21 protein-coding genes are annotated in these 23,554 nt (G+C 35.9%); 10 read left to right on the top strand and 11 right to left on the bottom strand.

Going from position 1 to position 23,554, the window contains the following annotated elements; all coding sequences use genetic code 11:
• Positions 1–121 precede the first annotated feature (121 nt).
• On the bottom strand, positions 122–4,597 hold the full coding sequence (dnaE, locus tag CGC49_RS09325) for a DNA polymerase III subunit alpha (protein ID WP_095912468.1): 4,476 nt from the start codon (positions 4,595–4,597) through the stop codon (positions 122–124).
• A gap of 197 nt (positions 4,598–4,794) precedes the next feature.
• On the opposite strand from dnaE, the gene CGC49_RS09330 reads away from it, so the two are divergent.
• The 5 genes from CGC49_RS09330 to CGC49_RS09350 all read left to right on the top strand — a co-directional run bounded on the left by CGC49_RS09330 (position 4,795) and on the right by CGC49_RS09350 (position 10,848).
• Positions 4,795–6,648, top strand: a complete 1,854-nt coding sequence (locus CGC49_RS09330; protein WP_095912469.1) for a DNA topoisomerase IV subunit B — start codon at positions 4,795–4,797, stop codon at positions 6,646–6,648.
• A 20-nt stretch (positions 6,649–6,668) separates the two neighbouring features.
• Positions 6,669–7,892: a Gfo/Idh/MocA family protein gene (locus CGC49_RS09335; protein ID WP_095912470.1), complete on the top strand. Its 1,224-nt coding sequence runs from the start codon at positions 6,669–6,671 to the stop codon at positions 7,890–7,892.
• A gap of 204 nt (positions 7,893–8,096) precedes the next feature.
• Complete coding sequence (locus CGC49_RS09340; protein WP_095912471.1) at positions 8,097–9,104, top strand: bifunctional oligoribonuclease/PAP phosphatase NrnA; 1,008 nt, start codon at positions 8,097–8,099, stop codon at positions 9,102–9,104.
• Between the two features lie 12 nt (positions 9,105–9,116).
• Positions 9,117–9,707, top strand: coding sequence for a gliding motility-associated peptidyl-prolyl isomerase GldI (gene gldI, locus CGC49_RS09345; RefSeq protein ID WP_095912472.1), 591 nt, complete (start codon positions 9,117–9,119; stop codon positions 9,705–9,707).
• Between the two features lie 16 nt (positions 9,708–9,723).
• Positions 9,724–10,848 carry a peptidylprolyl isomerase gene (locus CGC49_RS09350; protein WP_095912473.1) on the top strand — a complete coding sequence of 375 codons (1,125 nt, stop codon included), beginning with the start codon at positions 9,724–9,726 and terminating at the stop codon, positions 10,846–10,848.
• A gap of 203 nt (positions 10,849–11,051) precedes the next feature.
• Here the strand turns inward: CGC49_RS09350 and CGC49_RS09355 are convergent, their stop codons facing one another.
• From CGC49_RS09355 to purN, 4 genes are all read right to left on the bottom strand, one after another.
• Complete coding sequence (locus tag CGC49_RS09355; RefSeq protein ID WP_095912474.1) at positions 11,052–11,492, bottom strand: hypothetical protein; 441 nt, start codon at positions 11,490–11,492, stop codon at positions 11,052–11,054.
• A 25-nt stretch (positions 11,493–11,517) separates the two neighbouring features.
• Entirely contained in the window at positions 11,518–13,347 is a 1,830-nt protein-coding gene (locus CGC49_RS09360) for a M43 family zinc metalloprotease (RefSeq protein WP_095912475.1), read from the bottom strand.
• A gap of 261 nt (positions 13,348–13,608) precedes the next feature.
• Positions 13,609–14,577: a glycoside hydrolase family 130 protein gene (locus tag CGC49_RS09365; RefSeq protein WP_095912476.1), complete on the bottom strand. Its 969-nt coding sequence runs from the start codon at positions 14,575–14,577 to the stop codon at positions 13,609–13,611.
• A 251-nt stretch (positions 14,578–14,828) separates the two neighbouring features.
• On the bottom strand, positions 14,829–15,392 hold the full coding sequence (purN, locus tag CGC49_RS09370) for a phosphoribosylglycinamide formyltransferase (RefSeq protein WP_095912477.1): 564 nt from the start codon (positions 15,390–15,392) through the stop codon (positions 14,829–14,831).
• A gap of 330 nt (positions 15,393–15,722) precedes the next feature.
• Here purN and CGC49_RS09375 point away from each other — a divergent pair, with 330 nt between their 5' ends.
• Together CGC49_RS09375 and CGC49_RS09380 are read left to right on the top strand one after the other, a co-directional pair.
• Positions 15,723–16,199, top strand: coding sequence for a hypothetical protein (locus CGC49_RS09375; protein WP_042007159.1), 477 nt, complete (start codon positions 15,723–15,725; stop codon positions 16,197–16,199).
• A 21-nt stretch (positions 16,200–16,220) separates the two neighbouring features.
• Entirely contained in the window at positions 16,221–16,808 is a 588-nt protein-coding gene (locus CGC49_RS09380; RefSeq protein WP_095912478.1) for a riboflavin synthase, read from the top strand.
• Positions 16,809–17,038: 230 nt separating this feature from the next.
• On the opposite strand, the gene CGC49_RS09385 is transcribed toward CGC49_RS09380, so the two are convergent.
• Positions 17,039–17,941 carry a YitT family protein gene (locus CGC49_RS09385; protein ID WP_042344834.1) on the bottom strand — a complete coding sequence of 301 codons (903 nt, stop codon included), beginning with the start codon at positions 17,939–17,941 and terminating at the stop codon, positions 17,039–17,041.
• A gap of 285 nt (positions 17,942–18,226) precedes the next feature.
• Here CGC49_RS09385 and CGC49_RS09390 point away from each other — a divergent pair, with 285 nt between their 5' ends.
• The 3 genes from CGC49_RS09390 to CGC49_RS11250 are packed head-to-tail and all read left to right on the top strand — an operon-like array spanning position 18,227 to position 20,392.
• Positions 18,227–19,399: an AIR synthase related protein gene (locus CGC49_RS09390; RefSeq protein WP_095912479.1), complete on the top strand. Its 1,173-nt coding sequence runs from the start codon at positions 18,227–18,229 to the stop codon at positions 19,397–19,399.
• A gap of 9 nt (positions 19,400–19,408) precedes the next feature.
• A complete protein-coding gene (gene yaaA / locus CGC49_RS09395) occupies positions 19,409–20,170 on the top strand; it encodes a peroxide stress protein YaaA (RefSeq protein WP_095912480.1) in 762 nt (253 codons plus the stop codon).
• Positions 20,171–20,173: 3 nt separating this feature from the next.
• Positions 20,174–20,392: a hypothetical protein gene (locus CGC49_RS11250; protein WP_042007148.1), complete on the top strand. Its 219-nt coding sequence runs from the start codon at positions 20,174–20,176 to the stop codon at positions 20,390–20,392.
• On the opposite strand, the gene CGC49_RS09405 is transcribed toward CGC49_RS11250, so the two are convergent.
• From CGC49_RS09405 to CGC49_RS09430, 5 genes are all read right to left on the bottom strand, one after another.
• Positions 20,389–20,745 (bottom strand): hypothetical protein, encoded by a 357-nt coding sequence (locus tag CGC49_RS09405; RefSeq protein WP_095912481.1) that lies wholly within the window; start codon positions 20,743–20,745, stop codon positions 20,389–20,391. The genes CGC49_RS11250 and CGC49_RS09405 overlap by 4 nt on opposite strands.
• Before the next feature lie 6 nt (positions 20,746–20,751).
• Positions 20,752–21,288 (bottom strand): hypothetical protein, encoded by a 537-nt coding sequence (locus tag CGC49_RS09410; RefSeq protein ID WP_042007144.1) that lies wholly within the window; start codon positions 21,286–21,288, stop codon positions 20,752–20,754.
• Positions 21,289–21,462: 174 nt separating this feature from the next.
• A complete protein-coding gene (locus tag CGC49_RS09420) occupies positions 21,463–22,287 on the bottom strand; it encodes an undecaprenyl-diphosphate phosphatase (protein WP_095912483.1) in 825 nt (274 codons plus the stop codon).
• A complete protein-coding gene (locus CGC49_RS09425; RefSeq protein WP_042007140.1) occupies positions 22,287–22,538 on the bottom strand; it encodes a DUF3098 domain-containing protein in 252 nt (83 codons plus the stop codon). The genes CGC49_RS09420 and CGC49_RS09425 overlap by 1 nt, the downstream gene beginning before the upstream one ends.
• Before the next feature lie 12 nt (positions 22,539–22,550).
• Positions 22,551–23,429: an ABC transporter permease gene (locus CGC49_RS09430; RefSeq protein WP_042007138.1), complete on the bottom strand. Its 879-nt coding sequence runs from the start codon at positions 23,427–23,429 to the stop codon at positions 22,551–22,553.
• Positions 23,430–23,554: the final 125 nt, after the last annotated feature.

The raw sequence follows: 23,554 nt of genomic DNA on the forward strand, positions 1-23,554 counted from the left end.
AGTGTGTTATTTTTTTTCCCCATATTAGAATTATATAATGCTTAATAAGTACAATCATTTTACTTTCTGGTATTCTACTGAGGGTTGTTTTCTTACAAGTTTCGTTATGTTTTTTATCGCTTTAATCATTATCATCAACTAATGATTCATGAATCTCTTCCTCCTCTTCAGTTTCTACCGTTTTAGAATCTTCTTTGGTGTCGATGAGTTTTTTAGGTTCTCGTTCGTTTAGTAGATAGCGTATTTTTTCCTTGTCTAAGGCATCTAAAAATTCGTTCGAAATATGTACACCTTGATTTGGATTGTCCATGCTAATGGATATTTTTTCTTCGGCAGATTTTATCCTGTAGATGACAGGGCAGTTTCCTGAAAATTTTGCTATATTCTCTTTAAAAAAATGAACTGTATGTTCCGAAATATCATTTACGCCAAATTCGAAAGCTACTTTTTTTGTCATCTTTTGTAGAACATCTTGCATCATAATCATTTCCATGAATTTTATGCGTGGTTCACCCCGTTCGTTGGTATCTTTTTTAACCCAGCCTTCTTCTACTTTGAATTTGCAAAACAGAAATGTTGACGGGATCAAATAGTTACGGAATTTTAAATAATCTTCGTTGAATAAACGAAATTCATACGCACCATCATAGTCTTCCATGATGAATGAAGCCCAACCTTTTCCGTTTTTAGCAGTGTTGTGTTTCACGTCCGTAATCATTCCAGCAACATTTACTTCTCTGTTTACAAAAGATTTTAAATCAGATAGTTGATTTAGTGATAAGTTGCAATATTGCCGAATAACGTGTTTAAATTCATCCAAAGGGTGCCCCGAAATATAAATCCCGATAACTTCCTTTTCACGGCGTAGTTGCTCCAAATTACCCCATGTTTCGCAGTTGGGAACTATGGGTTCAGGGACATCTACTTCGCTACTGCCTCCGAATAGACTCATCTGAGCAGAATTCTTACTTTCTTGGTACTTACTTCCAAAACGGATTGCTTTTTCCAAAAAAGGAATTCCATCAGCTTCGGCGTGAAAGTATTGAGCTCTATGTACTTTCGTAAATGAATCAAAACCTCCTGCAAGTGCAATATTCTCAAAGGCTTTTTTATTGATATTTTTATAATCAACGCGTTTTGCTACATCAAAAATAGATGTGTACATTCCTTCTTTACGATGTTCCACTATGGTGTCTACGGCATTTCTTCCTACTCCTTTGATAGCTCCTAACCCAAAGCGAATATCTCCGTTTTTGTTTACCGTAAATTTATAGAAAGATTCGTTTACATCAGGGCTTAAAACTTTGATTCCCATTCGTTTGCATTCTTCTAAAAAGAAAGTAACTTGCTTGATATCATTCATGTTATTGGATAGTACGGCCGCCATAAATTCTGCGGGGTAGTTAGCTTTCAAAAAAGCTGTTTGATAGCCAATCCAAGCGTAACATGTGGAATGTGATTTGTTAAAGGCGTAACTTGCAAAGGCTTCCCAATCTCTCCAAATTTTTTCTAACTTTTCGGGGTTATGTCCTCTTTCGGCAGCCTGACTGATGAATTTAGGTTTCATCTTGTCCAGTACGTCCTTCTGTTTTTTACCCATTGCCTTACGCAGAGTGTCTGCATCACCTTTGGTAAATCCTGCTAATTTCTGAGAAAGGAGCATTACCTGCTCTTGATACACTGTGATTCCGTACGTTTCTTTAAGGTATTCCTCCATAGCTTCAAGGTCATACACAATAGGTTCCGTACCATGTTTTCGGCGAATGAAACTCGGGATATACTCCAACGGGCCAGGTCGATAGAGAGCATTCATCGCAATGAGATCAGCGAAAACAGTAGGCTTCAACTCCTTCATGTATTTTTGCATTCCAAGGGACTCGTATTGAAAAATACCGACGGTTTCACCTCGTTGGAAAAGTTCATAAGTTTTTTTATCGTCCAGTGGAAACTCCTCAGGATCAAGGTCAATTCCTTGACGTAATTTAATGATTTCCACTGTATCTTTGATAAGGGTGAGTGTACTAAGCCCCAAAAAGTCCATTTTCAGAAGTCCTGCACTCTCTACTACCGAGTTATCGAATTGGGTAACGAATAAATCCGAATCTTTTGCTAATGAAATTGGTACAAAATTAGTAATATCATCTGGAGTGATGATAACTCCACAAGCATGAACCCCCGTATTACGTACCGAACCTTCTAAAACTCTTGCCTGTTGGATGGTTTGGCTACTCAAATCATCGCCTTCTAATAACTGTTTAAGTTCGTTGACCTTAGGGAAGTCTTCGGAGCGTATTTTTTCTTTCAAGGTTTTATCATCGGCATTGAAAATCTTTTTGAGCGAAGGCATTTTATCAGGTACTAAACCAGCCAGTCGGTTTGATTCTTCAATGGGAACAGCTAAAACACGAGCCGTATCTTTGATAGATGATTTAGCGGCCATCGTTCCGTAGGTGATGATTCGAGCTACTTGGTTTGCCCCGTATTTATTTATTACATAGTCAATTACAAGCTGGCGACCCGAATCTTCAAAATCAATATCAATATCAGGCATACTCACACGGTCAGGATTCAGAAAACGCTCAAAGAGGAGGTCGTATTCAATTGGATCCATGTTGGTAATTCCTAAGCAGTAAGCTACAGCAGAACCTGCTGCCGAGCCACGTCCTGGCCCTACCGATACTCCCATATTCCGAGCAGCAGCAATGAAGTCCTGTACAATAAGAAAATATCCTGGATATCCGGTTTTTTCTATAATAGATAATTCAAAATCAAGGCGTTCTCGAATTTCGTCCGTAATGCCTTGCTTGTATTTTTTTTCTGCACCTACGTATGTAAGATGTCGCAAATAGTTGTTCTCTCCCTTCTTTCCATCGGGGTCGTCCTCCACTGTAAATTCAGCAGGAATATCGAATTTAGGTAGTAGAACATCTCGTCCCAAACCGTAGGGTTCCACCTTGCTGATAACTTCGGAAATATTTAAAATCGCTTCGGGTAAATCTTTAAATAAAGCTTTCATCTCCTCCGTCGATTTGTAATAATACTCCTCATTAGGCATCCCAAACCGATAACCACGCCCACGACCGATAGGAGTTGCCTGTTTTTCATTATCTTTTACACATAGCAAAATATCGTGTGCGTTTGCATCTTTTTGGTTGATATAGAAGGTGTTATTAGTTGCAATGAGCTTTACATGGTGCTTTTTAGCGAGTTCGATAAGCGTTATGTTTACGCGATTTTCATCTTCCTGGCCATGTCGCATGATTTCGATGTAAAAATCTTCCCTAAATTGTTCTTTCCACCACAAAAGAGCATCTTCAGCTTGTTTTTGACCGATATTCAGTACTTTGGACGAGATCTCTCCGTTCATTCCTCCCGAAAGTACCATCAAATCGCTCTTATATTGTTCTACGATTTTCTTATCAATTCGAGGTACATAGTAATATCCTTGAGTGTAGGCTATGGAAGCCATTTTTGCTAAGTTATGGTAGCCTTTTTTGTTTTTTGCAAGTATAACTATTTGATATCCATTATCTTGGTGTGATTTATCCAAATGGTCTTCACATACATTAAATTCGCAACCTACAATTGGTTTTATAGTAATTTCAGTGGGTTGTTCGCCATTTTCGATGGCCTGTTTGTTTTTAGCTTCTGCCGATTTGTTATATCCTGCCACTTCTTTTACAAAATGAAAAGCAGCCATCATATTTCCGCTATCGGTCAAAGCCACGGCGGGCATTTTCTCCTGAGCGGTTTTTTTTACTAAATCGGAGATGGATGTAGTAGATTGTAAAACAGAGAATTGCGTATGGTTGTGCAAATGGGCAAAAGGAGCATCTTCGAGTAGAGCTATGTTGGCTTCTATCTGTTGCTCAGTAAGTCCACCTTCAGTTTTTTGAGATTGACGGATTTTGTCGGAGGCCTCTTTTAAATTGATGTGTTTAAGCCCAATAGGTTGAATTTCAGTAGGATTGTGTTTTTGAAAATCGGAAACATACTCTGGCGTAATAAACTCTTTTGAAAATCCTTGCTCGATGCGAATCAACTCAAAGAAACAGCGTGTGGTGGCTTCCACGTCGGCCGTCGCGTTATGGGCTTCATCAAAGGGGATTCCGAATAAAAATTCGTGTAATTCTGTTAGGGTAGGTAATTTAAATCGCCCTCCTCGTCCTCCAGGGATCTTGCATAGTTCGGCAGTAATTTCAGTACACGTATCCAAAATAGGCATTGTGGTCAATGGGCTTTCTACCCCATAACGTAGAAATTCCGCCCCCATAATGTTGATATCAAAGCCTATGTTTTGCCCTACTACATACTGAGATTTTTTCAGAGCATCGTTGAATTTTTCAAAAACAACCTGAATTGGAACTCCTTTACTTTGAGCGAGTTCTGTGGAAATTCCGTGAACTATTTCAGCATCGTACGGAATGTTAAAATCATCAGGAGCAATCAAAAAATCTTGATGTTCCACCAGATTTCCCATTCGGTCGTGTAATTGCCATGCAATTTGCACAGCACGTGGCCAGTTGTCGGTATCTGTAAAGGGAGCGTCCCAACGTTTAGGTAAACCTGTAGTTTCCGTATCGAAAATTAAGTACATAGTGTCTGAATGTTTTTAGCCTACAAAGTTACAAAATAAGCAATCAAAAATAGTTAGGGTATTCAAAAAATTATCCACAGTTTTGAAATGGAGTAGGGGTAAGGAGGTGTCAGATTTGAAAAAAATAATTTTCAAATTTTCGAACAAATGTAAATTTTAGTATCTTCGCACACAGTTTTTGAAATACTTTGTCACTTATGGAGAATATACAATATACGGAAGATAATATCAAATCGTTGGATTGGCGGGAGCATATCCGTATGCGTCCGGGTATGTATATCGGAAAATTAGGCGATGGTTCCTCTTCCGATGACGGAATCTACATTCTCTTAAAAGAGGTTTTAGATAACTGTATTGACGAATTTGTCATGGGAGCTGGTAAAACTATAGAAGTGAAAATCAGCGATAACCGTGTGGATGTACGTGATTATGGCCGTGGGATTCCGTTGGGGAAAGTAGTGGATGTAGTTTCAAAAATGAACACGGGAGGAAAGTATGATTCCCGAGCGTTCAAAAAATCCGTAGGGTTGAATGGGGTCGGAACCAAGGCAGTAAACGCCCTTTCAACTTATTTCAAAGTGGAATCGGTACGTGATAACCAATCAAAATCTGCAATTTTTGAGAAAGGAATATTGCTTGAAGAGTCCCCTGTGGAGGAATCAAACAAACGGCGAGGAACCAACGTGATTTTTATTCCCGATGAAAGTATTTTTAAAAACTATAAGTTTAGGAATGAGTATATTACGCGTATGCTCAAAAATTATGTATATCTAAATCCAGGACTGACGATTCACTTCAATGGAGAGAGGTTTTATTCAGAAAATGGACTCAAGGATTTATTGAATGATAATAATAATGAAGAGGACTTTCTATACCCAATTATCCATCTGAAAGGAGATGATATTGAGGTTGCTATAACTCACAGTCGCACTCAGTATAGTGAGGAGTATTATTCGTTTGTCAATGGTCAAAACACAACACAAGGAGGAACCCATTTAACAGCATTTCGAGAGGCTTTCGTGAAAACGCTTCGTGATTATTATAACAAATCATATGAAGCAGCAGATATCCGTAAGTCCGTAATTGCAGCCATTTCAATTAAAGTTATGGAGCCTGTGTTTGAAAGTCAGACAAAAACGAAGCTTGGTTCAACTGAAATGGGTGAAGGAATGCCTTCAGTTCGAGCATATATCAATGATTTTATAGGCAAGCATTTAGATGATTTTTTGCATAAAAATTTGGAAGTAGCCGAAGAAATCAAGAAAAAAATCGAACAAGCCGAGCGTGAACGCAAAGAGTTGGCGGGTATTCGAAAAACGGCACGGGAATATGCTAAAAAAGCAAGTTTGCACAACAAAAAATTGCGGGACTGTCGTGTGCATTTGACCGATTCAAAGAATTCACGAAATTTAGAAACAACATTATTTATAACGGAGGGAGACTCAGCGTCGGGCTCAATTACCAAGTCAAGGGATGTGGAAACACAAGCCGTGTTTAGCTTGAAAGGAAAACCGTTGAACACTTACGGGATGACCAAACGTATTGTGTATGAAAATGAAGAGTTTAACCTACTGCAAGCGGCCTTGAACATTGAAGACTCAATCGACGATTTACGATATAATAACATTGTCATCGCCACTGATGCTGATGTGGATGGAATGCATATTCGTTTGCTTTTAATAACGTTTTTCTTGCAATTTTTTCCCGAACTTATCAAAGAAGGACATGTATATATTTTGCAAACCCCTTTGTTTCGTGTTAGAGATAAACAACAGAAGATATATTGCTACAGCGAGGAAGAAAAGCAAAACGCTATCAAAAAGCTCAAAGGAAAACCTGAAATTACTCGCTTTAAAGGATTGGGAGAGATTTCTCCAGATGAATTTAAGCATTTCATAGGAGAGGATATTCGTTTAGATCCTGTAATGATGGATAAAACCATCCACACTGATCAGCTTTTAGATTTTTATATGGGAAAAAATACCCCTGACAGACAGGAGTTTATCATCAATAACTTACGTGTAGAGGTGGATATGGCGGATGAGCGATAATAATATAAAAAAGGGGAATAATGACAAAAAGTGTTTTTAATTTAGCTGTAGCTCCTATTGAAAATCTTTCAATCGGATTCATAGGTGTAGGCATTCGAGGTGTAGAGGCGTTGAAACGTTATATGTGCTTGGATGTGCATATTTCGGCAATATGCGATATTTATCCCGAATATATCGAAAAAGCAAAAAAAATCACTGAAAAACAATCTGTTGCTCCTGTTTTTTTATCAGGAAAAGAAGATTGGAAAAAACTTTGTCAGCTACCGAATCTTGACTTGGTGTATATTTCTACTCCTTGGGAGATGCATACTGAAATGGCTGTTTATGCCATGCAACAAGGCAAACACGTAGCCATTGAAGTTCCTCTAGCCATGACTGTGGACGATTGTTGGAAAATTGTAAAAACAGCCGAAGCCACTCAGCGACATTGCATGATGCTTGAAAATACTTGTTATGACAATTTTGAATTGATGACCTTACAGATGATTCAAAAAGGACTACTGGGGGAAATTGTTCACGGCGAAGGGGCGTATATTCACGATTTACGTCGTTTGAATTTTCAACAAAATGATCGCGATACTCTTCGAGGGGAATGGCGAATGAAGTACAGCCAAACTCACAATGGAAATCCGTATCCAACACATGGAATAGCACCAATTTGCCAAGCGATGAACATCTTGCGAGGAGATAATTTAACGCGTTTAGTGTCCATGTCTTCACTGGCTATTGGAATGCAACGATACGCTGAAAATACCTTTGGTAAGGATTCTCCACAAGCACAAGTTCAGTATACAGGCGACATGAACTTGACGCTCATCAAAACAGCTTTAGGAAAAACGATTCTTTTGCAACACGATGCTACTAGTCCACGTCCTTATTCACGAATTTTTTTGCTAAGTGGCACTGATGGTTTTGTACAGAAATATCCTACGCCACAAATATATTTTGATAAAAGAGCTACGCCACAGCTGTCAATCCATGAAATGGAGCTATACATGCAAGAAAATGAACATCCGTTTGTGAAGCAAACAGCATATTTGAGAGAGTTGCTTCCTGATCAAAAACCAATGGACATCATCATGGACTATCGTTTGGTATATTGCCTCAAGAATGGGCTCCCGTTGGATCAAAATGTTTACGATGGAGCCTTATGGTCGTGCATAACGGAACTTTCAGAACTTTCGGTACAAAATGGTAATATCCCTGTTGAGATTCCAGATTTTACAAAATCCATAAGTCATTAGAAAACCTCATTTTCGGTCGTAAGGAAATAAAGTGTTAGTTTCTACATTTGGCTATAATGTTAATTCAGAGAAGAAAATAGTATTTTCCATCTCTTAAATTACCCATTGATTACACAAAACACACTCCTATTACTTTCAAAATAAACGTTATAAAAAATATAAACTATATCGAAAATTAAAAATATTGTCGTACATTCGTCCCCTATGAATATACATGATATAGAGTCCACAAAACTATTGCTTAAAAAGCAATCTAAAATAAGTATCATTCCTCATAAAAATCCTGATGGAGATGCTATAGGAAGTTGTTTGGCGTTGTATCACTATTTAAAATTAAAGAATTGTGATGTGACAGTTGTTTCTCCAAATGATTTTCCGAGTAATTTGAAATGGTTACCCGATGCGGAAACTATTCTTATATATGATAATCAACCCGAAAAAGCTAGGGAGCAAATCAAAAAATCACAGCTCATTTTCACATTAGATTTTAATTCTTTGAAACGAGCGGATACATTAACCCCTTTTTTAGAAACGTCCAAAGCTACTTTTGTCATGATTGACCATCATGAAGAACCTGATGGTTATGCACAGATTGCTTTTTCCAACCCTAAGGCAAGTTCCACTTGCTCAATGGTCTGTTCATTTATTGATGCTATGGGAGATCAAAACCTTATCAATAAAACCATTGCAACCTGTCTTTACACAGGAATGATGACTGATACAGGTAATTTCAAATATGCCTCCACAACAAGCAGTACGTTCAAAAAAGCATCATTTCTTATTGAAAAAGGAGCCGATAATAGCCAGATAAATAACAATGTATTCGATACTAATTCTTACAATAAATTGCAATTGTTGAGCATAGCATTGAAAAATATGGTTTATTTGAAAGACTATGACACTGCTTACATTACTTTATCAGCTGAAGAGTTAGCACAAAACGATGCTCAGAAAGGAGATACCGAAGGATTCGTAAACTATGGATTAACCATTAAAGATACCAAATTAGCGGTAATATTCATTCAAGAAAAAGATTATGTAAAGATGTCATTTCGCTCGAAAAACCAATATGATGTGAATGTTTTTGCTCGAAAATATTTCAAAGGAGGGGGGCATGTGAACGCCGCGGGTGGAAAATACAATGGAAGTATTGAAGAAGCAGTGGCTTTCTTCAAGGAAGTGTTGCCTGAAATTATCAAAAAACGTTATTAATAATCCAGATTTATGCGTAACATTTATGTATCCTTAATATGTGTTGTATTTTTAGTGTCTTGTGGCGAAAAACAAGCTCGAAGACCCATATCCGTGAAAACGACCAACACTTTTTTGAAAGAATCGGCAAAGAAAAACAAATTGTTGCTCCAAGCGGAAGAGGCTATCATTGATTCTATAATCAAAAAAGATACGCTAAACACCTATGTTGATTCACAACACGGCTTTAAATTTTATTATACCAATCAAAATCCAGAATCTGACTATACAGCATCATTTGGTGATGTTGTAACCTACGATTACAGTATCTCAGATCTTGAAGGAAACGAAATTTATCAAGAAAAAGAGGATGGTGAATACACGTATCATGTTGAGAAAGAGGAACTTTTTTTCGGGTTACGTTCCGCTCTAAAGATTTTGAAAGAGGGAGAGAGTGGAGTGTTTTTCTTCCCTTCTGAGACCGCGTATGGCTATCGAGGAGATAAAAATAAAATAGAAAGTAATCAGCCTGTTATAGCCAAAATTCAGGTGTTCAAAATTGAAAAGGCTAAAGAAAAAATGGAGCAAAATCAAACAATAGCTCCAAAAAATACAGAACATTAATTTAAAATTATATTATATGCAAACAATGAAATTAATTACTTTGTTTTTTACAAGTTTGGCATTTTTCAGTTGTAAATCACAGAAAAATTCCAAATTGGGTGATGGGTTATTTGCTAATATTCAAACAAGTAAGGGAGATATTGTTATAAAACTACATTATGACCAAACTCCTGTTACGGTAGCAAATTTCGTGAGCTTGGCAGAAGGAACAAACAGCTTTGTAAAAGCGGAATACAAAAATAAACCCTACTATAACGGAACGATTTTCCATCGTGTTATCAAAAATTTCATGTTACAAGGAGGAGATCCAACAGGGACAGGTATGGGAGACCCAGGATATCGTTTTGAAGATGAGTTTGTTGAGCATTTAAAACATGATAAAAAAGGTATTCTTTCCATGGCAAATGCAGGTCCTGCTACTAATGGAAGTCAGTTTTTTATTACCGAAGTCCCAACTCCACATTTGGACGGCCGTCACACTGTCTTTGGAGAAACTGTTCAAGGTTTTGAGGTGATAGACACTATCGCAAGTGTTCCAACGCATCAGGCTGATAGACCTAAAGAAGATGTTAAAATCAATAAAATAACTTTCATTCGCAATGGGAAAGATGCTAAAAAATTTGATGCAAAGGCCACAATTGAGGAGTATTTTTCTTCATTAGAAAAAAGAGCTAAAGAAAAAGAAGCAGCTTTACAGGCTTTAAAAACACAATTCTTGACTGAAATCGCTCAGCAAAAATCAGAAGCTAAGAAATATCCTTCAGGTATTCAGGTTTTTAGTTTGAAAAAAGGAGAAGGGGTAAAGCCTAAAAACACAGAACAAGTTTTGGTTAGCTATGCAGGTTATTTAACTGATGGAACTTTATTCGATTCCAATATTAAATCAGTGGAAGAAGCATATCAAAAATATGACCCTGCTCGTGAAAGAGGTAAAGGTTATGAGCCTTTTCCGGTGCCTTACAACACCTCAGCTGGATTGATTCCAGGTTTCAGAGAAGCTATGCTTACGATGAACGTAGGAGACAAAGTACGTGTGTTTATTCCTTCGGCTTTGGCGTATGGCGAAGCAGGAGCTCCAGGTGTCATTCCTCCCAATAGTGATTTGATTTTTGATATCGAAATTAGCGGTATTGCAAAGTAAACAACAAGTAAAAATAAAACAAAAGGCTGTCCTAAAACTATCGGACAGCCTTTTCTGTTTTTAAATCCTATTTAATACCAAATAATATTTGAATTTACTGTGATAATTACTAATGTTTTGAATTTGTTCAATGAGGCAAATCCTGTATGAGGCTCAATCAATTCGAGAATTTTTATCTCAGTGAAATCGATTTCAAAATCGGATTATTTCAATCTTCTGTAAACTCTTGTGCAAGGTTCATCACAGTTTGCAACGTTTAGGATTAGGTAATTATAATCCGAAATTCGCGCATTTGCCAATCCATTGATAGAATACGAAAAACTCTTGTTTGATTTGCATTTATCGAATGTTACTACAAGGTTATTGCCTAAATTTCCTGAAGCATTAGAATCAAAGTTATATTTCCCTACGCAAGGAAAATCAACAGATTCCACATTTCCGTTTGCATCGAAAACTACAACGTAATTTTCGGAACTAACATCAACTTTATTCACTTGAGGCGTACCATCACTGGAATGCACTTCTACCAAACGCCATTTCCCAATAATTCCCCTTTCAGAGGACTCTGTAGCGTAGTCACTTGTGTCACTTTTGCTACACGACACTGTCAAAATTAAAAATAAACTGTAAAAAAGATGTTTCATAATAGTGCTATTTGTGTTAAAGAATTTATTTTAAGTTTAAAGATTGTCTATAGATATACCCATTTTGGAGTAATTCGATAGTATAGTTACCTTGTGAAAGTTTTGGAGTGGAAATTTTTCCTAAAAATTTTTGAGAATAAACTATCTTATTCTCGTTGTCAAAAATAGTGAGACTGTTATATTTATTTGAAGTCTTCAACTCTTTATTCAGGTTCTTTGAAACGATTTTCTGAATAGCATCATATTGCTTCGATAAATTCAATTCGTATTGTTTTTCCGATTTGTTATAATTTACATCAAACACACCAAACTGAGAAGAACAATTACTTTTAATGAAGTAAGCATATCCAGGTCCCCATTCTCCCCAATAGCCACATCTGTGTTTAACTCTGGGTACGATAGTTATCACGTAATCAGAGCTTTTATAAGGTAGAAACAGTTTAATATGACTATTTATTACAGAATTACTATATTTTTGAAAATTTGTTATTGGGGTTGGAGGTGATGTTGAAAAGTCAATAACTTGCCAATCAATTTCTGTTACATTAGGATTGTTGTTGATTGATTGGTATGTTCCTCCTGTATAATGTTCCGCATAGAAAAAACGATCAGAACCCATACTAATACATTGAGGGGCTGAAGGATTTAGAGATATTACAGGAGTGGGACTTGAAAGTAATATAATGTTCTTCTTAATATTAATTCTATTTCCATCAGGATAATTAACACGAGCTCTTAAAGTGACGTTACCAGACATGCCAAATATTCGTTGTACAGTTATGCCGTTTGCTGTCTGGCTATGTAGAGAAATTATGCCGTTTGGTGTTGATTCCCAAGAAATAGAACTATTTGAGGGAAGATTACTGATGGTAAAAGTGGCTTCATTGCAAAGTGTATCAGTTCCCAATATTTCTGGGATGTTACAAGTTGTTTTTATTACGGGGCGAAGAACAGAAGAGTCGGATAAAGCGGCTTTCATTCGTGAACTTTGTCCGTTAGTAAAAGAACTTCTACATGTGGATGCATACGACATAATGTTGTTTACAAGAGGAGTATAACCACCACCTCCAACGTATGTACAATTAATAAAATCAATGTTTCCTGTTCCCAAGCCAGGGTCAGCAGGTGTGTCACATACATAATCTCCACAAGAGGAACAGTTGCTACCATTGATATTTTCATTACAACCTCCTTCTCCAATATTCCTATGAGTATGAAATAAATTCAAGCAGTGCCCAAGCTCATGTGCAGAGGTAGGGGATAGAGCATAGTTATTCGCTACAACCAAATTTTTGCTTGGAATACCTTCTGCTACACCAGCGTACTCGTTAGCTCCATTTGAAATACTATTCACTAAATAAAAGTTTATAGCGTTAGATGAATTATTACTATAAATCAAGTTAGGAAATTCACTATTGCTCCCAATCTGTAAGTCGAAAAAAACAGAACTATTTATGAATTTCACATCTTTGTTGAATAAATAAATGTTATGTTCGTTAAAGACATCATTTAGATTTCGCATAATTGCAGGAATGTTAGCAACATTATACCCACCATTACCATTGTCATTTCTTACAATGTAAAAAACAATGTTAACACAATGATACATTTTTTGTAAACTTTTGGAGGTAGAGAACTTTGTACTCAATTCAAAAGGTTGATTCGAAAAATCTCCCATTGTTCCACATGGTAGGTCGTTTCCAAGTACTCCTTTTCTTTGAAATATGGAACTATTAAAGGAAGTCTGTTGATTTTTTTCAACTTCGTATTCAGACTCCTGTACTTGCATTTCATTACATCCGATTAAAATAACAGACAGGACAACTAAGGGGAAAATAAAAAATTTACTACACATAATCTTACATTTTTTTAGTTATACAATCACATTATATGGAATCATTCCGTGTTGCGAATTTAATAATTAAAGTGATGAAAAAAAACAATGTTAACAAATATTAACTAAATAAAAAAAGAAGAAGCTATCTAAAAAAGTCTGTTTTTAGCGAAATTTTAAAAATAAACTATTGATTTTTAGTGTATTATTTTTTTGGTAGATCGCTAAAATTTAATTTTTCGGATAGCTTCTTTTTGAATATTAAATATTTCGATTTCTTTACTATAGACTATTTTCTTTCGTAAATTTGATAATCTCGGAAATACGACCAAAAGCTACTCCCACCACAGTATCGGCTGCACCGTAGTACACAGCAACTTTATCTTCTTCAAGAGAATGCAAAGCGGCACAAGGAAATACCACGTTTGGCACATCGCCTGTAGTTTCATAAAGTGTTGCAGGAGCCAATAAATAGGGTTTTGTTCTGTATTTCACCACACTCGGATTTTTCAAATCTAGCAACGTAGCCCCCATAGAGTAGCGAAATCCATTGCAAGTATTAATAACTCCATGGTAGAACATCAACCAACCTTCAGAAGTTTTAATAGGGACAGCTCCTGCCCCAATTTTGGTGCATTGCCATGCACTGTCCACAAAAGGAGATACTTTCATCACACAACGATGTTCTCCCCAATACTTCATATCAGGACTGTAGCTAATGTAAATATCTCCAAAAGGAGTGTGTCCATTGTCGCTCGGACGGCTCAGCATGGCGTACTTACCATTAATTTTCTCAGGGAACAGCACACCATTTCGGTTAAATGGTAAAAAAGCGTTTTCACACATGAAAAACTCTTGGAAATCAAAAGTGTAGGCGATTCCAATTGTTGGGCCGTGATGTCCATTGCACCATGTTACCCAATACCGATCTTCAATGAAAGTTACTCGTGGGTCGTATTTGTATTCGGAGTGTAGAAAATCTGTGTTTCCTGCTTTCATTTCAATAGGTTCGTGATTGATTTTCCAGTGAATGCCGTCTTTACTGAAACCTGCAAAAATGTTCATTTGCACAGCTTTGTTATCACAACGAAACACACCCGCAAATCCGTCCTTGAACGGAACTACGGCACTGTTAAAAATACTGTTCGATGTTGGAATGTCATAGCGATTGATAATTGGATTTTCACTGTAACGCCACATTACGTCAGTAGAACCAGCAGGACGTTCCTGCCAGGGGATTGTATTACTCATAATTTGTTTTATATTGTTTATATTTTTTACGTTATCTTACTTTTGAATTTACCAAAACCCTATGATTTTGATACATCGTGAAACTCACAGAGTTTTTATTTTACTTCAGGAAGTGTTGTAAAAAGTATGATACTTTTAATAAAGTGGATATTTCTGTCAGGCTGAGCGTAGTCGAAGCCCTGTAATTACGAGGCTTCGACTACGCTCAGCCTGACAATCAAAACTACCATCATACTTTTTATAATACAACCTTACTTCAATAACTGCTCAACGATTTTTGGGAAATACTCGTATTCCAGTAGATGTACTTTCTGAGCTAAAGTTTCAGCCGTATCGTTCGTACTCACTTCGGTTTTTGCTTGAAAAATGATAGCACCTTCGTCGTAATTTTCATTCACATAGTGAATGGTGATGCCACTTTCAGCTTCTTTATGATCGATAACCGCTTGATGTACAAAATTCCCGTACATTCCTTTGCCTCCGTATTTCGGCAATAAGGAAGGATGTATATTCACGATTCTATTCGGAAATTCTGAAATGATATGTTCTGGGAATTTCCATAAAAAACCTGCTAGAACAATAAGATCAGGGGCTTCATTTTTCAAAATATCCAATACCACATTGGTGTGATAAAACGCTTGACGGTCAAATACCAATGAAGGGATTTTTAACCGTTTAGCACGATTCAATACTCCAGCATTCAAGTTGTTAGATAGTATTAAACTTACTTTTGCGGTGTTTTCTTTATTGAAATAAGCTACAATTTGCTCAGCATTGCTCCCTGAGCCTGAAGCGAAAATGACAATTTTTCTCATAAAAAGGTATATTTTTCTTAATTTTCAGTTTAACTATTTGATTTTAATTGCTTAAGGTTATAAAAATGTATTTTCACATAAAGTTAGTGTATTTTATACTTACCTTTTTCGCAGGAAAATTGGCGTTACATTTATGAAAATTAAGTACAATTCAATTTCATTAAAAACGGTGTAGTTAGCTACAATTAATTGTATTGAAAAAGATTCTAGAATTGTGTTTTTCCGCCTCAAAGGTATGTAAAAAAAAGATATTAACAAAAAAGAAAAGCGTTCCAAAAATCGAAAGATATTACCTATCTTTGCCCAGTCATTAAAACATCGAATTTTATCATGCCAAGGGTATATTACAGAGATAGGAAAATCAATGGTAAACCTTTCAAAAACGAAAAAATTACATTACCCCTTTTTGATTACATACTATCAAAAACTACGTTCATTCCTGATGACGGAATGCACATTTTTGAATTGCCACAAAAGACATCCATTTTGCCTTGGAAACGCAATGAAAAAGGATTCAAATATGCAGTTGTTTGGAATAACGACCGCATCCATCAAACTCACGAATATGGCGACTTCTATTTGCCTAAATCTATCGTGTTTTTTGATGTGAAAGATGCTTATTTTCCTTCAGAATATTTTTTTATTGTTGAGATTAACAGACAGTTGGAGATTAGTCATTGTCGGGCAGGAATTGACACCACTTGGTTTCAACAACCAGAACTCAGGCGCGACATTACCGATTCCAAAATTGTAAAGCGTATTGAGAAATCTGTAATCGAATTACAAATGATTTTGAACAATATGTAGAATCTTAAAAATGAGAATGTTATGTTTACAGGAATTATTGAAGATTTAGGAACCATCACCCACATAGAGCAAGAACAGTCAAACCTACATCTCTATGTAAAGAGTCGCTTTACCTCTGAATTAAAAATTGATCAGAGCGTATCGCATAATGGCGTATGTTTAACAGTAGTTGATATTCAAGGAGGTACCTATAAGGTGACAGCAATTCAGGAGACTTTAAATAAAACCAACATAGGTCAATTACGAGTAGGCGACATGGTGAATTTGGAACGTGGGATGTTACTCAACGCTCGATTGGATGGACATATTGTGCAAGGTCACGTTGACCAAACGGGCAAATGTATTGGTATTAAAGATGAAAATGGAAGCACTCGTTTCACTTTTTCTTATTCGTCCGAAAATGGAAATGTTACTATAGAAAAGGGATCAATCACCGTTAATGGGGTAAGTCTTACTGTTGTAAATTCTATTGAAAATCAGTTTAGTGTGTCAATTATCCCCTTTACATTACAGCACACAACTTTCAAAGAACTTCAAATCGGTAGTATTGTAAACTTAGAGTTCGATGTCATCGGAAAATATGTCGCTAAATTGATGAATCGGGCGTAAATATTGAACCTCAGTTCAAAGGTATTTTCTTTTTACCAAAATCTAAAACAAAACAGACCTGCGGAAAGGTCTGTTTTGCTTTTATTTCTATTCAACGTTACTATTAGGAGTAATTACATTTAAACCTACTGAGAAAATCAGGATTTTATTCAAAATTTATAATAGGTAATTATTTATAAATCAGTAAATGAGAAAATCTAATGTTTAGTAGATACTCTTTCTAACTATTTTTATTTCAATTTGTCGAATCCTTTTCCATAAACTCCCATAACGTTTGATTTTGTAATGAAAGCCTCAGGGTCGATACTTCCTACCAAACGGAAAATCGAGGTAGATTCGGTGCGTCGGGCAATCACGATGATAACCTTCATCGGTGTTTTGGAATACCATCCAATACCATCTACTATCGTACATCCGCGTTTGATTTCGGAGTTAATGTGGTTAGCTATTTCTTCGTAATGTTTTGAAAATATGAATAGTTGAACTGACTGTCTGGCTCCGTTGATTACCATTTCTACCATTTGCCACATCAGTGGTAGTAGAATCAATCCGTAGATGGTTCTCTCTAATGCTTTGCTATCGCCTCCCAGAATGAAATAGGATGAAATTACAATTGAAATATCCACTATTAGCAGTATTCTCGCTAATCGAATATTGAAGTATTTCGTAACCAAAGCTCCGATAATGTCTGTACCTCCAGTACTTCCATTAACTGAAAAGCATAATCCCAACCCTGTTCCACAGAATAAACCTCCTACAATGGCCGAAAGAAAAGGTTCGCCTACTGGCGGATGTGCTGTAAAATAAGGTTGTAAGTAGGTCTCTCCAAAACTAAGCATCAAGGAAAGAATCCCCACGGCAATAAGTGTTCTTAAAACATATTGTTTACTAACGGCCTTGAAAGCAATTGCCAGTAGAACCGTATTGATGACCAAGTTAGTTATCCACATTTCGATACCCGTTGCGTACTTAATCATAGCCGAAACTCCTGATAACCCACCCGTTACGATTTTGTTTGGGAGTATGAAACCTGTGATTCCCAACGTGAAAATTGTAAGGCCTAAGACGATAATCAAATAATCTTTGACGTAGAAAGATTTTAGATACTTGATAGTTTTACTTTTAGCAGTCATTTTATTAAAAGCGATTACGAAATTTGTCCGCAAAATTATTGAATATTTTTTGATTTGTACGATGTTTTTCAGAAATTATTTTCTTTTCATTTTTCGATTTCGTGCGTACTTCGGATAGTGATCTTTTCTAACATTTTACTTAACGATGATTGCTAAGAGGCTTCGATCGTATTTACTGAGTTTTTAAAGAAGGTAAACTAAGGAGAGTAATCCGTACAAAATACTTGGTTTATGCAAAAAAAAAATGTAGTTTTGCACTCTACAAATTTAGATTAATTTTTCAGTATGGAAGTAAGTAAACGATACGCTCAACGAGGAGTTTCTGCATCAAAAGGTGACGTGCATAATGCTATAAAAAACATTGATAAAGGCTTGTTTCCAAAGGCTTTTTGCAAAATAGTACCTGACTTTTTAACTCATGATCCTGATTATTGTTTGGTGATGCATGCCGATGGAGCAGGGACAAAATCATCGTTGGCATATCTTTACTGGAAAGAAACAGGTGATCTTTCCGTATGGAAAGGCATTGCCCAAGATGCTCTGATAATGAACATTGATGACCTACTTTGCGTAGGAGCTGTAAATGATATTATGCTTTCCTCAACCATTGGGCGTAATAAAAATCTAATTTCAGGAGAAGTTATTTCTGCTATTATCAATGGAACGGAGGAGCTTATTGAAGAATTGAAAGCTCACGGAGTTACCATACATTCAACCGGAGGAGAAACTGCCGATGTAGGGGATTTGGTACGTACTGTAATTGTTGATTCAACGGTTGTGGCTCGTATGAAACGAAGCCAAGTGATTGATAATGCAAATATTAAAGAAGGAGATGTTATCGTTGGTTTAGCTTCGTTCGGACAAGCATCTTACGAAAAGGAGTACAATGGAGGTATGGGAAGCAACGGACTAACCTCGGCACGTCACGATGTATTTGCAAAGTATTTAGCGACTAATTATCCTGAAAGTTTTGATGCTTCTGTACCAGCTGATTTAGTGTATTCAGGATCTAAAAAACTTACTGATACTGTGGACGACGCACCTATCAATGCTGGAAAATTGGTGCTTTCTCCAACAAGAACATATGCTCCTATCATAAAAAAAATACTCGAAAAATATGACGTTTCACAAATTCATGGAATGGTTCATTGTAGTGGAGGAGCTCAGACTAAAATATTGCATTTTGTAGATAACTTACACATTATCAAAGATAATTTGTTTGAAGTTCCGCCCTTGTTTAAACTTATTCAACAAGAATCAAAAACTGATTGGAAGGAAATGTATCAAGTGTTTAACTGTGGACACCGTATGGAACTCTACGTACCAAAAGAAATTGCGAATGATTTGATTGCCATATCAGAAAGTTTTGGAGTGCCTGCCAAAATTGTAGGGCGTGTAGAAAAATCGGAAAGCAAAAAATTGACTATCCATAGTGAATATGGAGTGTTTAAATATTAATACTGTACAATGAAAATCGTTATTTCTCCAGCAAAATCTCTGAATTTTGAAAGAAACATACCAACTAAGGAACACACTCAACCTGTTTTTTCTGAGAAAATAGCTACTGTAAATGCCACCTTGAAGGAATTATCACCTAAACAATTGGCTGATTTGATGCATATATCGGATAAGTTAGCAAATTTAAATTGGGAGCGTAATCAGGCTTTTTCCTTGCCTTTTTCTTTGGAAAATGCCCGTCAGGCGGTATATGTTTTTGATGGAGATGTTTATGATGGATTGGATGTGTATTCTCTTGATAGCAAAGAAGTTGAGCGATTACAGTTCTCTTTGCGTATTCTCTCCGGACAGTATGGCATTTTAAAACCACTGGATTTAATTCAGCCCTATCGTTTGGAGATGGGAACTAAAATAAGCATCGGGAGAGCTAAAAATTTATATGATTATTGGAAAGAATCTGTGACAGTATTTTTGAATGAGGAACTTGATTCTAACGAATTATTTGTTAATTTGGCAAGTAATGAATATTTTAAAGTAGTTGATTATAAGCAAATTAAAAATCAACTTATCACTCCTATTTTCAAAGATTGGAAAAACGACGAGTTAAAGATGATTAGCTTTTTCGCTAAGAAAGCACGTGGACTAATGGTTCGTTATTTGATTAAGAATAATATACAAACTCTTGATGAACTCAAAGGGTTTGACTATGAAGGCTACCGTTTTAGCCAACAGCATACTACCAACATCAACGAACCTGTATTTATTCGCTAATTTATGTATCCTTATCACAACAAAATTAAACAACGCATCAATAACGGCGAATTAATTAAATATGAATTTGTTGAAAAATACAAAAATATTAGCCCCTGCCTACTTCTCTATTTTCGCACAGAGCCATTTGTGAGACCTGTGCGAGAACATCGCTTTGAGGAATATAAGCAAATTTTAGATGGTTTTGAAAAAAATAAGACTGTAGAAAACCATATTGACTAATCGAAAAATTCATTTTTCTCAAAGTAATGTACGATAGCTTCTTTCATAAGAATAGACTGTTCACCAGCTTTTAAAGGAGGTAACTCTTCCACCAATGTATAGTGAGGCCAACCATCAGGGTCAACAAAATCAAAACGGTAGTAGCCGTATGGTTCTAATAGCTTACAGATAGCGATGTGCATCAAATTGATTTTATCGTCCTTTTTAAATTTCCGATGAAATTTTCCAAACTCTTGTAAACCAACAAGATATATAATGTCGTCTACATCTAAAATTTCCCCATTGCCAAAGGTTTTGGATAATTCTCTACAGATATGTTCCCAACGCGATTTTAATTGTTCATCTCTTGCCATAATTTTTCAAACTCTAATGTAAAAAAACTCCTTACCTTGTTCATTACGTATAAAAATGTACCCTTGTGTAAAGATATTGATACAAGCGGTGACCTGAGGATGCGATGTAAACTCTTGCCATGCCAATGTAGGAGTATTTTTGTACAAATTATTGATTATCAAAACGCTATTGTTGTGCATATACGTCAATAGTGAAGTGATATTCGAAGGTTGTGATATATTTTGTAAAAAAATAATATCGTATTTTTGGTTATCCTTTAGTTTTACGTCTACGGAAACATCTATTCCTGCTCCTAAAATAGCATTTTTTAGATTTTCCGAATCCACAAAGACAGTTTTTACTCCGAAATAACGCATACTTTTCAGTAGTAAGTTGTATTGTTTCGGATTAATTCCTTCTATTGTTGCAGAATAGGATTCTTTTTCATCTATTTTTTTTCTTGAATACAAGCATTTTGTAATAAAATCGTAAACAAAAGGCGAATGCACTCCATGCTGATTGGTTGATTTTGCCAAAAAATAAATATATTTCAGTAATGTCATTTGATTTACAAATTGCGATTAAAAACACATCTATCGAAACTCTAAATTCTTTTAAGATTAGGCAGTGCATACTTTTTGTTGAAGACAAAAACTATGTGTGTTCTTTGTGTTACAAAATAGAATCTTTTTTAATTGAGAAAGCTATTCTAATAACCTTTAAATTACGTTATTGGATTATTTTCCATAATATGTGAAATAAATAAAAAGAACAATCCCGATGATAATGCGGTAATATCCCCAAAATTTAAACCCATATTTTGTCAAAACCGATATAAATGTTTTTACAGCGATTAAAGCAACCACAAAAGCGATGAGGTTACCCAATAGGAAAACTTGTGTATTTTCAGCAGTAGCCAATATCATTTCATAGCCTTTTTGTGGAGTTGCGGTGTTTTTCCCCCAAGTTTTCAAAAATACAGAATAGACCGTTACGGCTAACATCGTAGGTACAGCTAAGAAAAACGAAAATTCTGCAGCAGCTTTCCTACTTAGCCTTTGGGTCATGCCTCCAATGATGGAAGCCGCTGACCGTGAAGTGCCTGGCATCATCGCCAAACATTGCCAAAATCCTATGGTGATGGCTTTTTTGAAAGAAATGTCTTTTTCATCGAAAATCACAGGATTTTTAAACCATCGATCAACAAAAATCAACACAATTCCTCCCAGAATTAATACAGCTGAAATCACTTGCTGATTTCCTAAAACACTTTCGATTTTCTCGTCAAAAAGATATCCTAATACCAAAGCTGGAACTACAGCACTTCCAAGTTTAATGTAGAAATTAAGGTTGGAAAAATCAAAAAATTTCTTCCAATACAACATAACAATCGAAAGAATAGCTCCAAATTGTATAGAGACTTGAAACATTTTTAAAAATTCATCATCGCTGTTCATTCCCAAAAGAGAGGCCGTGAAACCCATATGAGCGGTTGATGAAATCGGTAAATATTCCGTTAAACCTTCAATAATAGCGATGATTATGGCTTCGATGACACTCATTAATTCTTTTTCTTGTTGGGATTTAACAAAATAGCATAAATTTCAACCGCAAAGCCTATTAAAACCAAAGTTGGTGCTACATGAATGCGTTGTGAATCAAAAATAGAAGCATCGAACACATTAGGGTCGCTACTACCTCCTCCACTCATTAAAATAAATCCTAAAGCAATGATTGCTAATCCAATAGCCATTACGATATAGTTTTTTCTCCCGAAAATAAGTTCTGAATGATGTTTTCTTTCTTCCTCCATATTTTTTATATTTTAATAGTACAAATCGTTAGTATTTAGGTTCAAGAAGCGTTGTGCTGCAAAGTAGGTGCTTATCCAACTGATTAACACTCCTATGGCAAATATACTTGTAAAGACAATTACCATGTCATTTGTGTTGGCAAGTATGTGAAATTCAGGGAATTTAATGTATATATATCGTAAGCACCCATAGAGTAGTCCCATGGCGAATAAAGCACTCAAAATGCCCAAACGAACGTTTGTCCATATGAACGGTCGGCGTATGAAACCTCGTGTTGCTCCCACTAACTGCATGGTTTTGATAATAAACCGCTTTGAATATATTGATAAACGGATGGATGAATTGATTAAAAGCACTGCTACAAAAGTAAACAAACCGCTGAATATTAGTAAAATAAGACCTATGCGGTTTACGTTTTCGTGAATCAATGTGATGAGCGATTTATCGTATACTACTTCTGAAACAAAAGAGTGTTGGCTCAGTTCTTTCTCCAATTCCTTCATTTTTTCAGGTTCAGCAAAAGCTGCTTTTAAACTCAAGTCAATCGAATTATGCAAAGGATTGTCGCCAATGAACGTGACGAAATCTTCACCAATTTCTTCGCTAAAACTTTCTGCGGCTTCTTCTTTCGAGATAAATTGAAGCGATTTTACATATTCCGCTACCGATAGAGTACGTTGTAACTGCTCAATATCCGCCATTTTCGCATCATCACTCAAAAAAATGGTTACAGAAACTTGTTCCCTAAAATAGTTTGCTAAACGTTGTGTGCTTAATAACAAAAAACCCAATAATCCCAATAGAAAAAGTACTAAAGTTATGCTTATAGTTACTGAAAAATAGGAAGTTATCAGTCTTCTTCTGTTGAATATATCTATCGATCGTGCCAATTTTTTATAGTTTTTTCAAAATAACTCGGTAAAGGTAAAAAAATATTGAAAAACTGCAAAATATTTATTTGTTTGGCTCTGAAAAAAACATTCTTTTACCACGTTTTGCCTTGTTGCGAATAATT

The sequence above is a fragment of the Capnocytophaga sp. H4358 genome (assembly GCF_002302515.1).
Classification (GTDB): Bacteria; Bacteroidota; Bacteroidia; order Flavobacteriales; family Flavobacteriaceae; genus Capnocytophaga; species Capnocytophaga canis.

Excerpts from the sequence above, each read along its gene's own strand:
- CGC49_RS09335 (WP_095912470.1), top strand. The coding sequence starts at position 6,669 with ATGACAAAAAGTGTTTTTAATTTAGCTGTAGCTCCTATTGAAAATCTT.
- CGC49_RS09380 (WP_095912478.1), top strand. The coding sequence starts at position 16,221 with ATGTTTACAGGAATTATTGAAGATTTAGGAACCATCACCCACATAGAG.
- CGC49_RS09390 (WP_095912479.1), top strand. The coding sequence starts at position 18,227 with ATGGAAGTAAGTAAACGATACGCTCAACGAGGAGTTTCTGCATCAAAA.
- purN (WP_095912477.1), bottom strand. The coding sequence starts at position 15,392 with ATGAGAAAAATTGTCATTTTCGCTTCAGGCTCAGGGAGCAATGCTGAG.
- CGC49_RS09360 (WP_095912475.1), bottom strand. The coding sequence starts at position 13,347 with ATGTGTAGTAAATTTTTTATTTTCCCCTTAGTTGTCCTGTCTGTTATT.
- CGC49_RS11250 (WP_042007148.1), top strand. The coding sequence starts at position 20,174 with ATGTATCCTTATCACAACAAAATTAAACAACGCATCAATAACGGCGAA.
- CGC49_RS09425 (WP_042007140.1), bottom strand. The coding sequence starts at position 22,538 with ATGGAGGAAGAAAGAAAACATCATTCAGAACTTATTTTCGGGAGAAAA.
- CGC49_RS09355 (WP_095912474.1), bottom strand. The coding sequence starts at position 11,492 with ATGAAACATCTTTTTTACAGTTTATTTTTAATTTTGACAGTGTCGTGT.
- CGC49_RS09375 (WP_042007159.1), top strand. The coding sequence starts at position 15,723 with ATGCCAAGGGTATATTACAGAGATAGGAAAATCAATGGTAAACCTTTC.
- CGC49_RS09340 (WP_095912471.1), top strand. The coding sequence starts at position 8,097 with ATGAATATACATGATATAGAGTCCACAAAACTATTGCTTAAAAAGCAA.
- gldI (WP_095912472.1), top strand. The coding sequence starts at position 9,117 with ATGCGTAACATTTATGTATCCTTAATATGTGTTGTATTTTTAGTGTCT.
- CGC49_RS09330 (WP_095912469.1), top strand. The coding sequence starts at position 4,795 with ATGGAGAATATACAATATACGGAAGATAATATCAAATCGTTGGATTGG.
- CGC49_RS09365 (WP_095912476.1), bottom strand. The coding sequence starts at position 14,577 with ATGAGTAATACAATCCCCTGGCAGGAACGTCCTGCTGGTTCTACTGAC.
- CGC49_RS09405 (WP_095912481.1), bottom strand. The coding sequence starts at position 20,745 with ATGGCAAGAGATGAACAATTAAAATCGCGTTGGGAACATATCTGTAGA.
- dnaE (WP_095912468.1), bottom strand. The coding sequence starts at position 4,597 with ATGTACTTAATTTTCGATACGGAAACTACAGGTTTACCTAAACGTTGG.
- CGC49_RS09350 (WP_095912473.1), top strand. The coding sequence starts at position 9,724 with ATGCAAACAATGAAATTAATTACTTTGTTTTTTACAAGTTTGGCATTT.
- CGC49_RS09410 (WP_042007144.1), bottom strand. The coding sequence starts at position 21,288 with ATGACATTACTGAAATATATTTATTTTTTGGCAAAATCAACCAATCAG.
- CGC49_RS09420 (WP_095912483.1), bottom strand. The coding sequence starts at position 22,287 with ATGAGTGTCATCGAAGCCATAATCATCGCTATTATTGAAGGTTTAACG.
- yaaA (WP_095912480.1), top strand. The coding sequence starts at position 19,409 with ATGAAAATCGTTATTTCTCCAGCAAAATCTCTGAATTTTGAAAGAAAC.
- CGC49_RS09385 (WP_042344834.1), bottom strand. The coding sequence starts at position 17,941 with ATGACTGCTAAAAGTAAAACTATCAAGTATCTAAAATCTTTCTACGTC.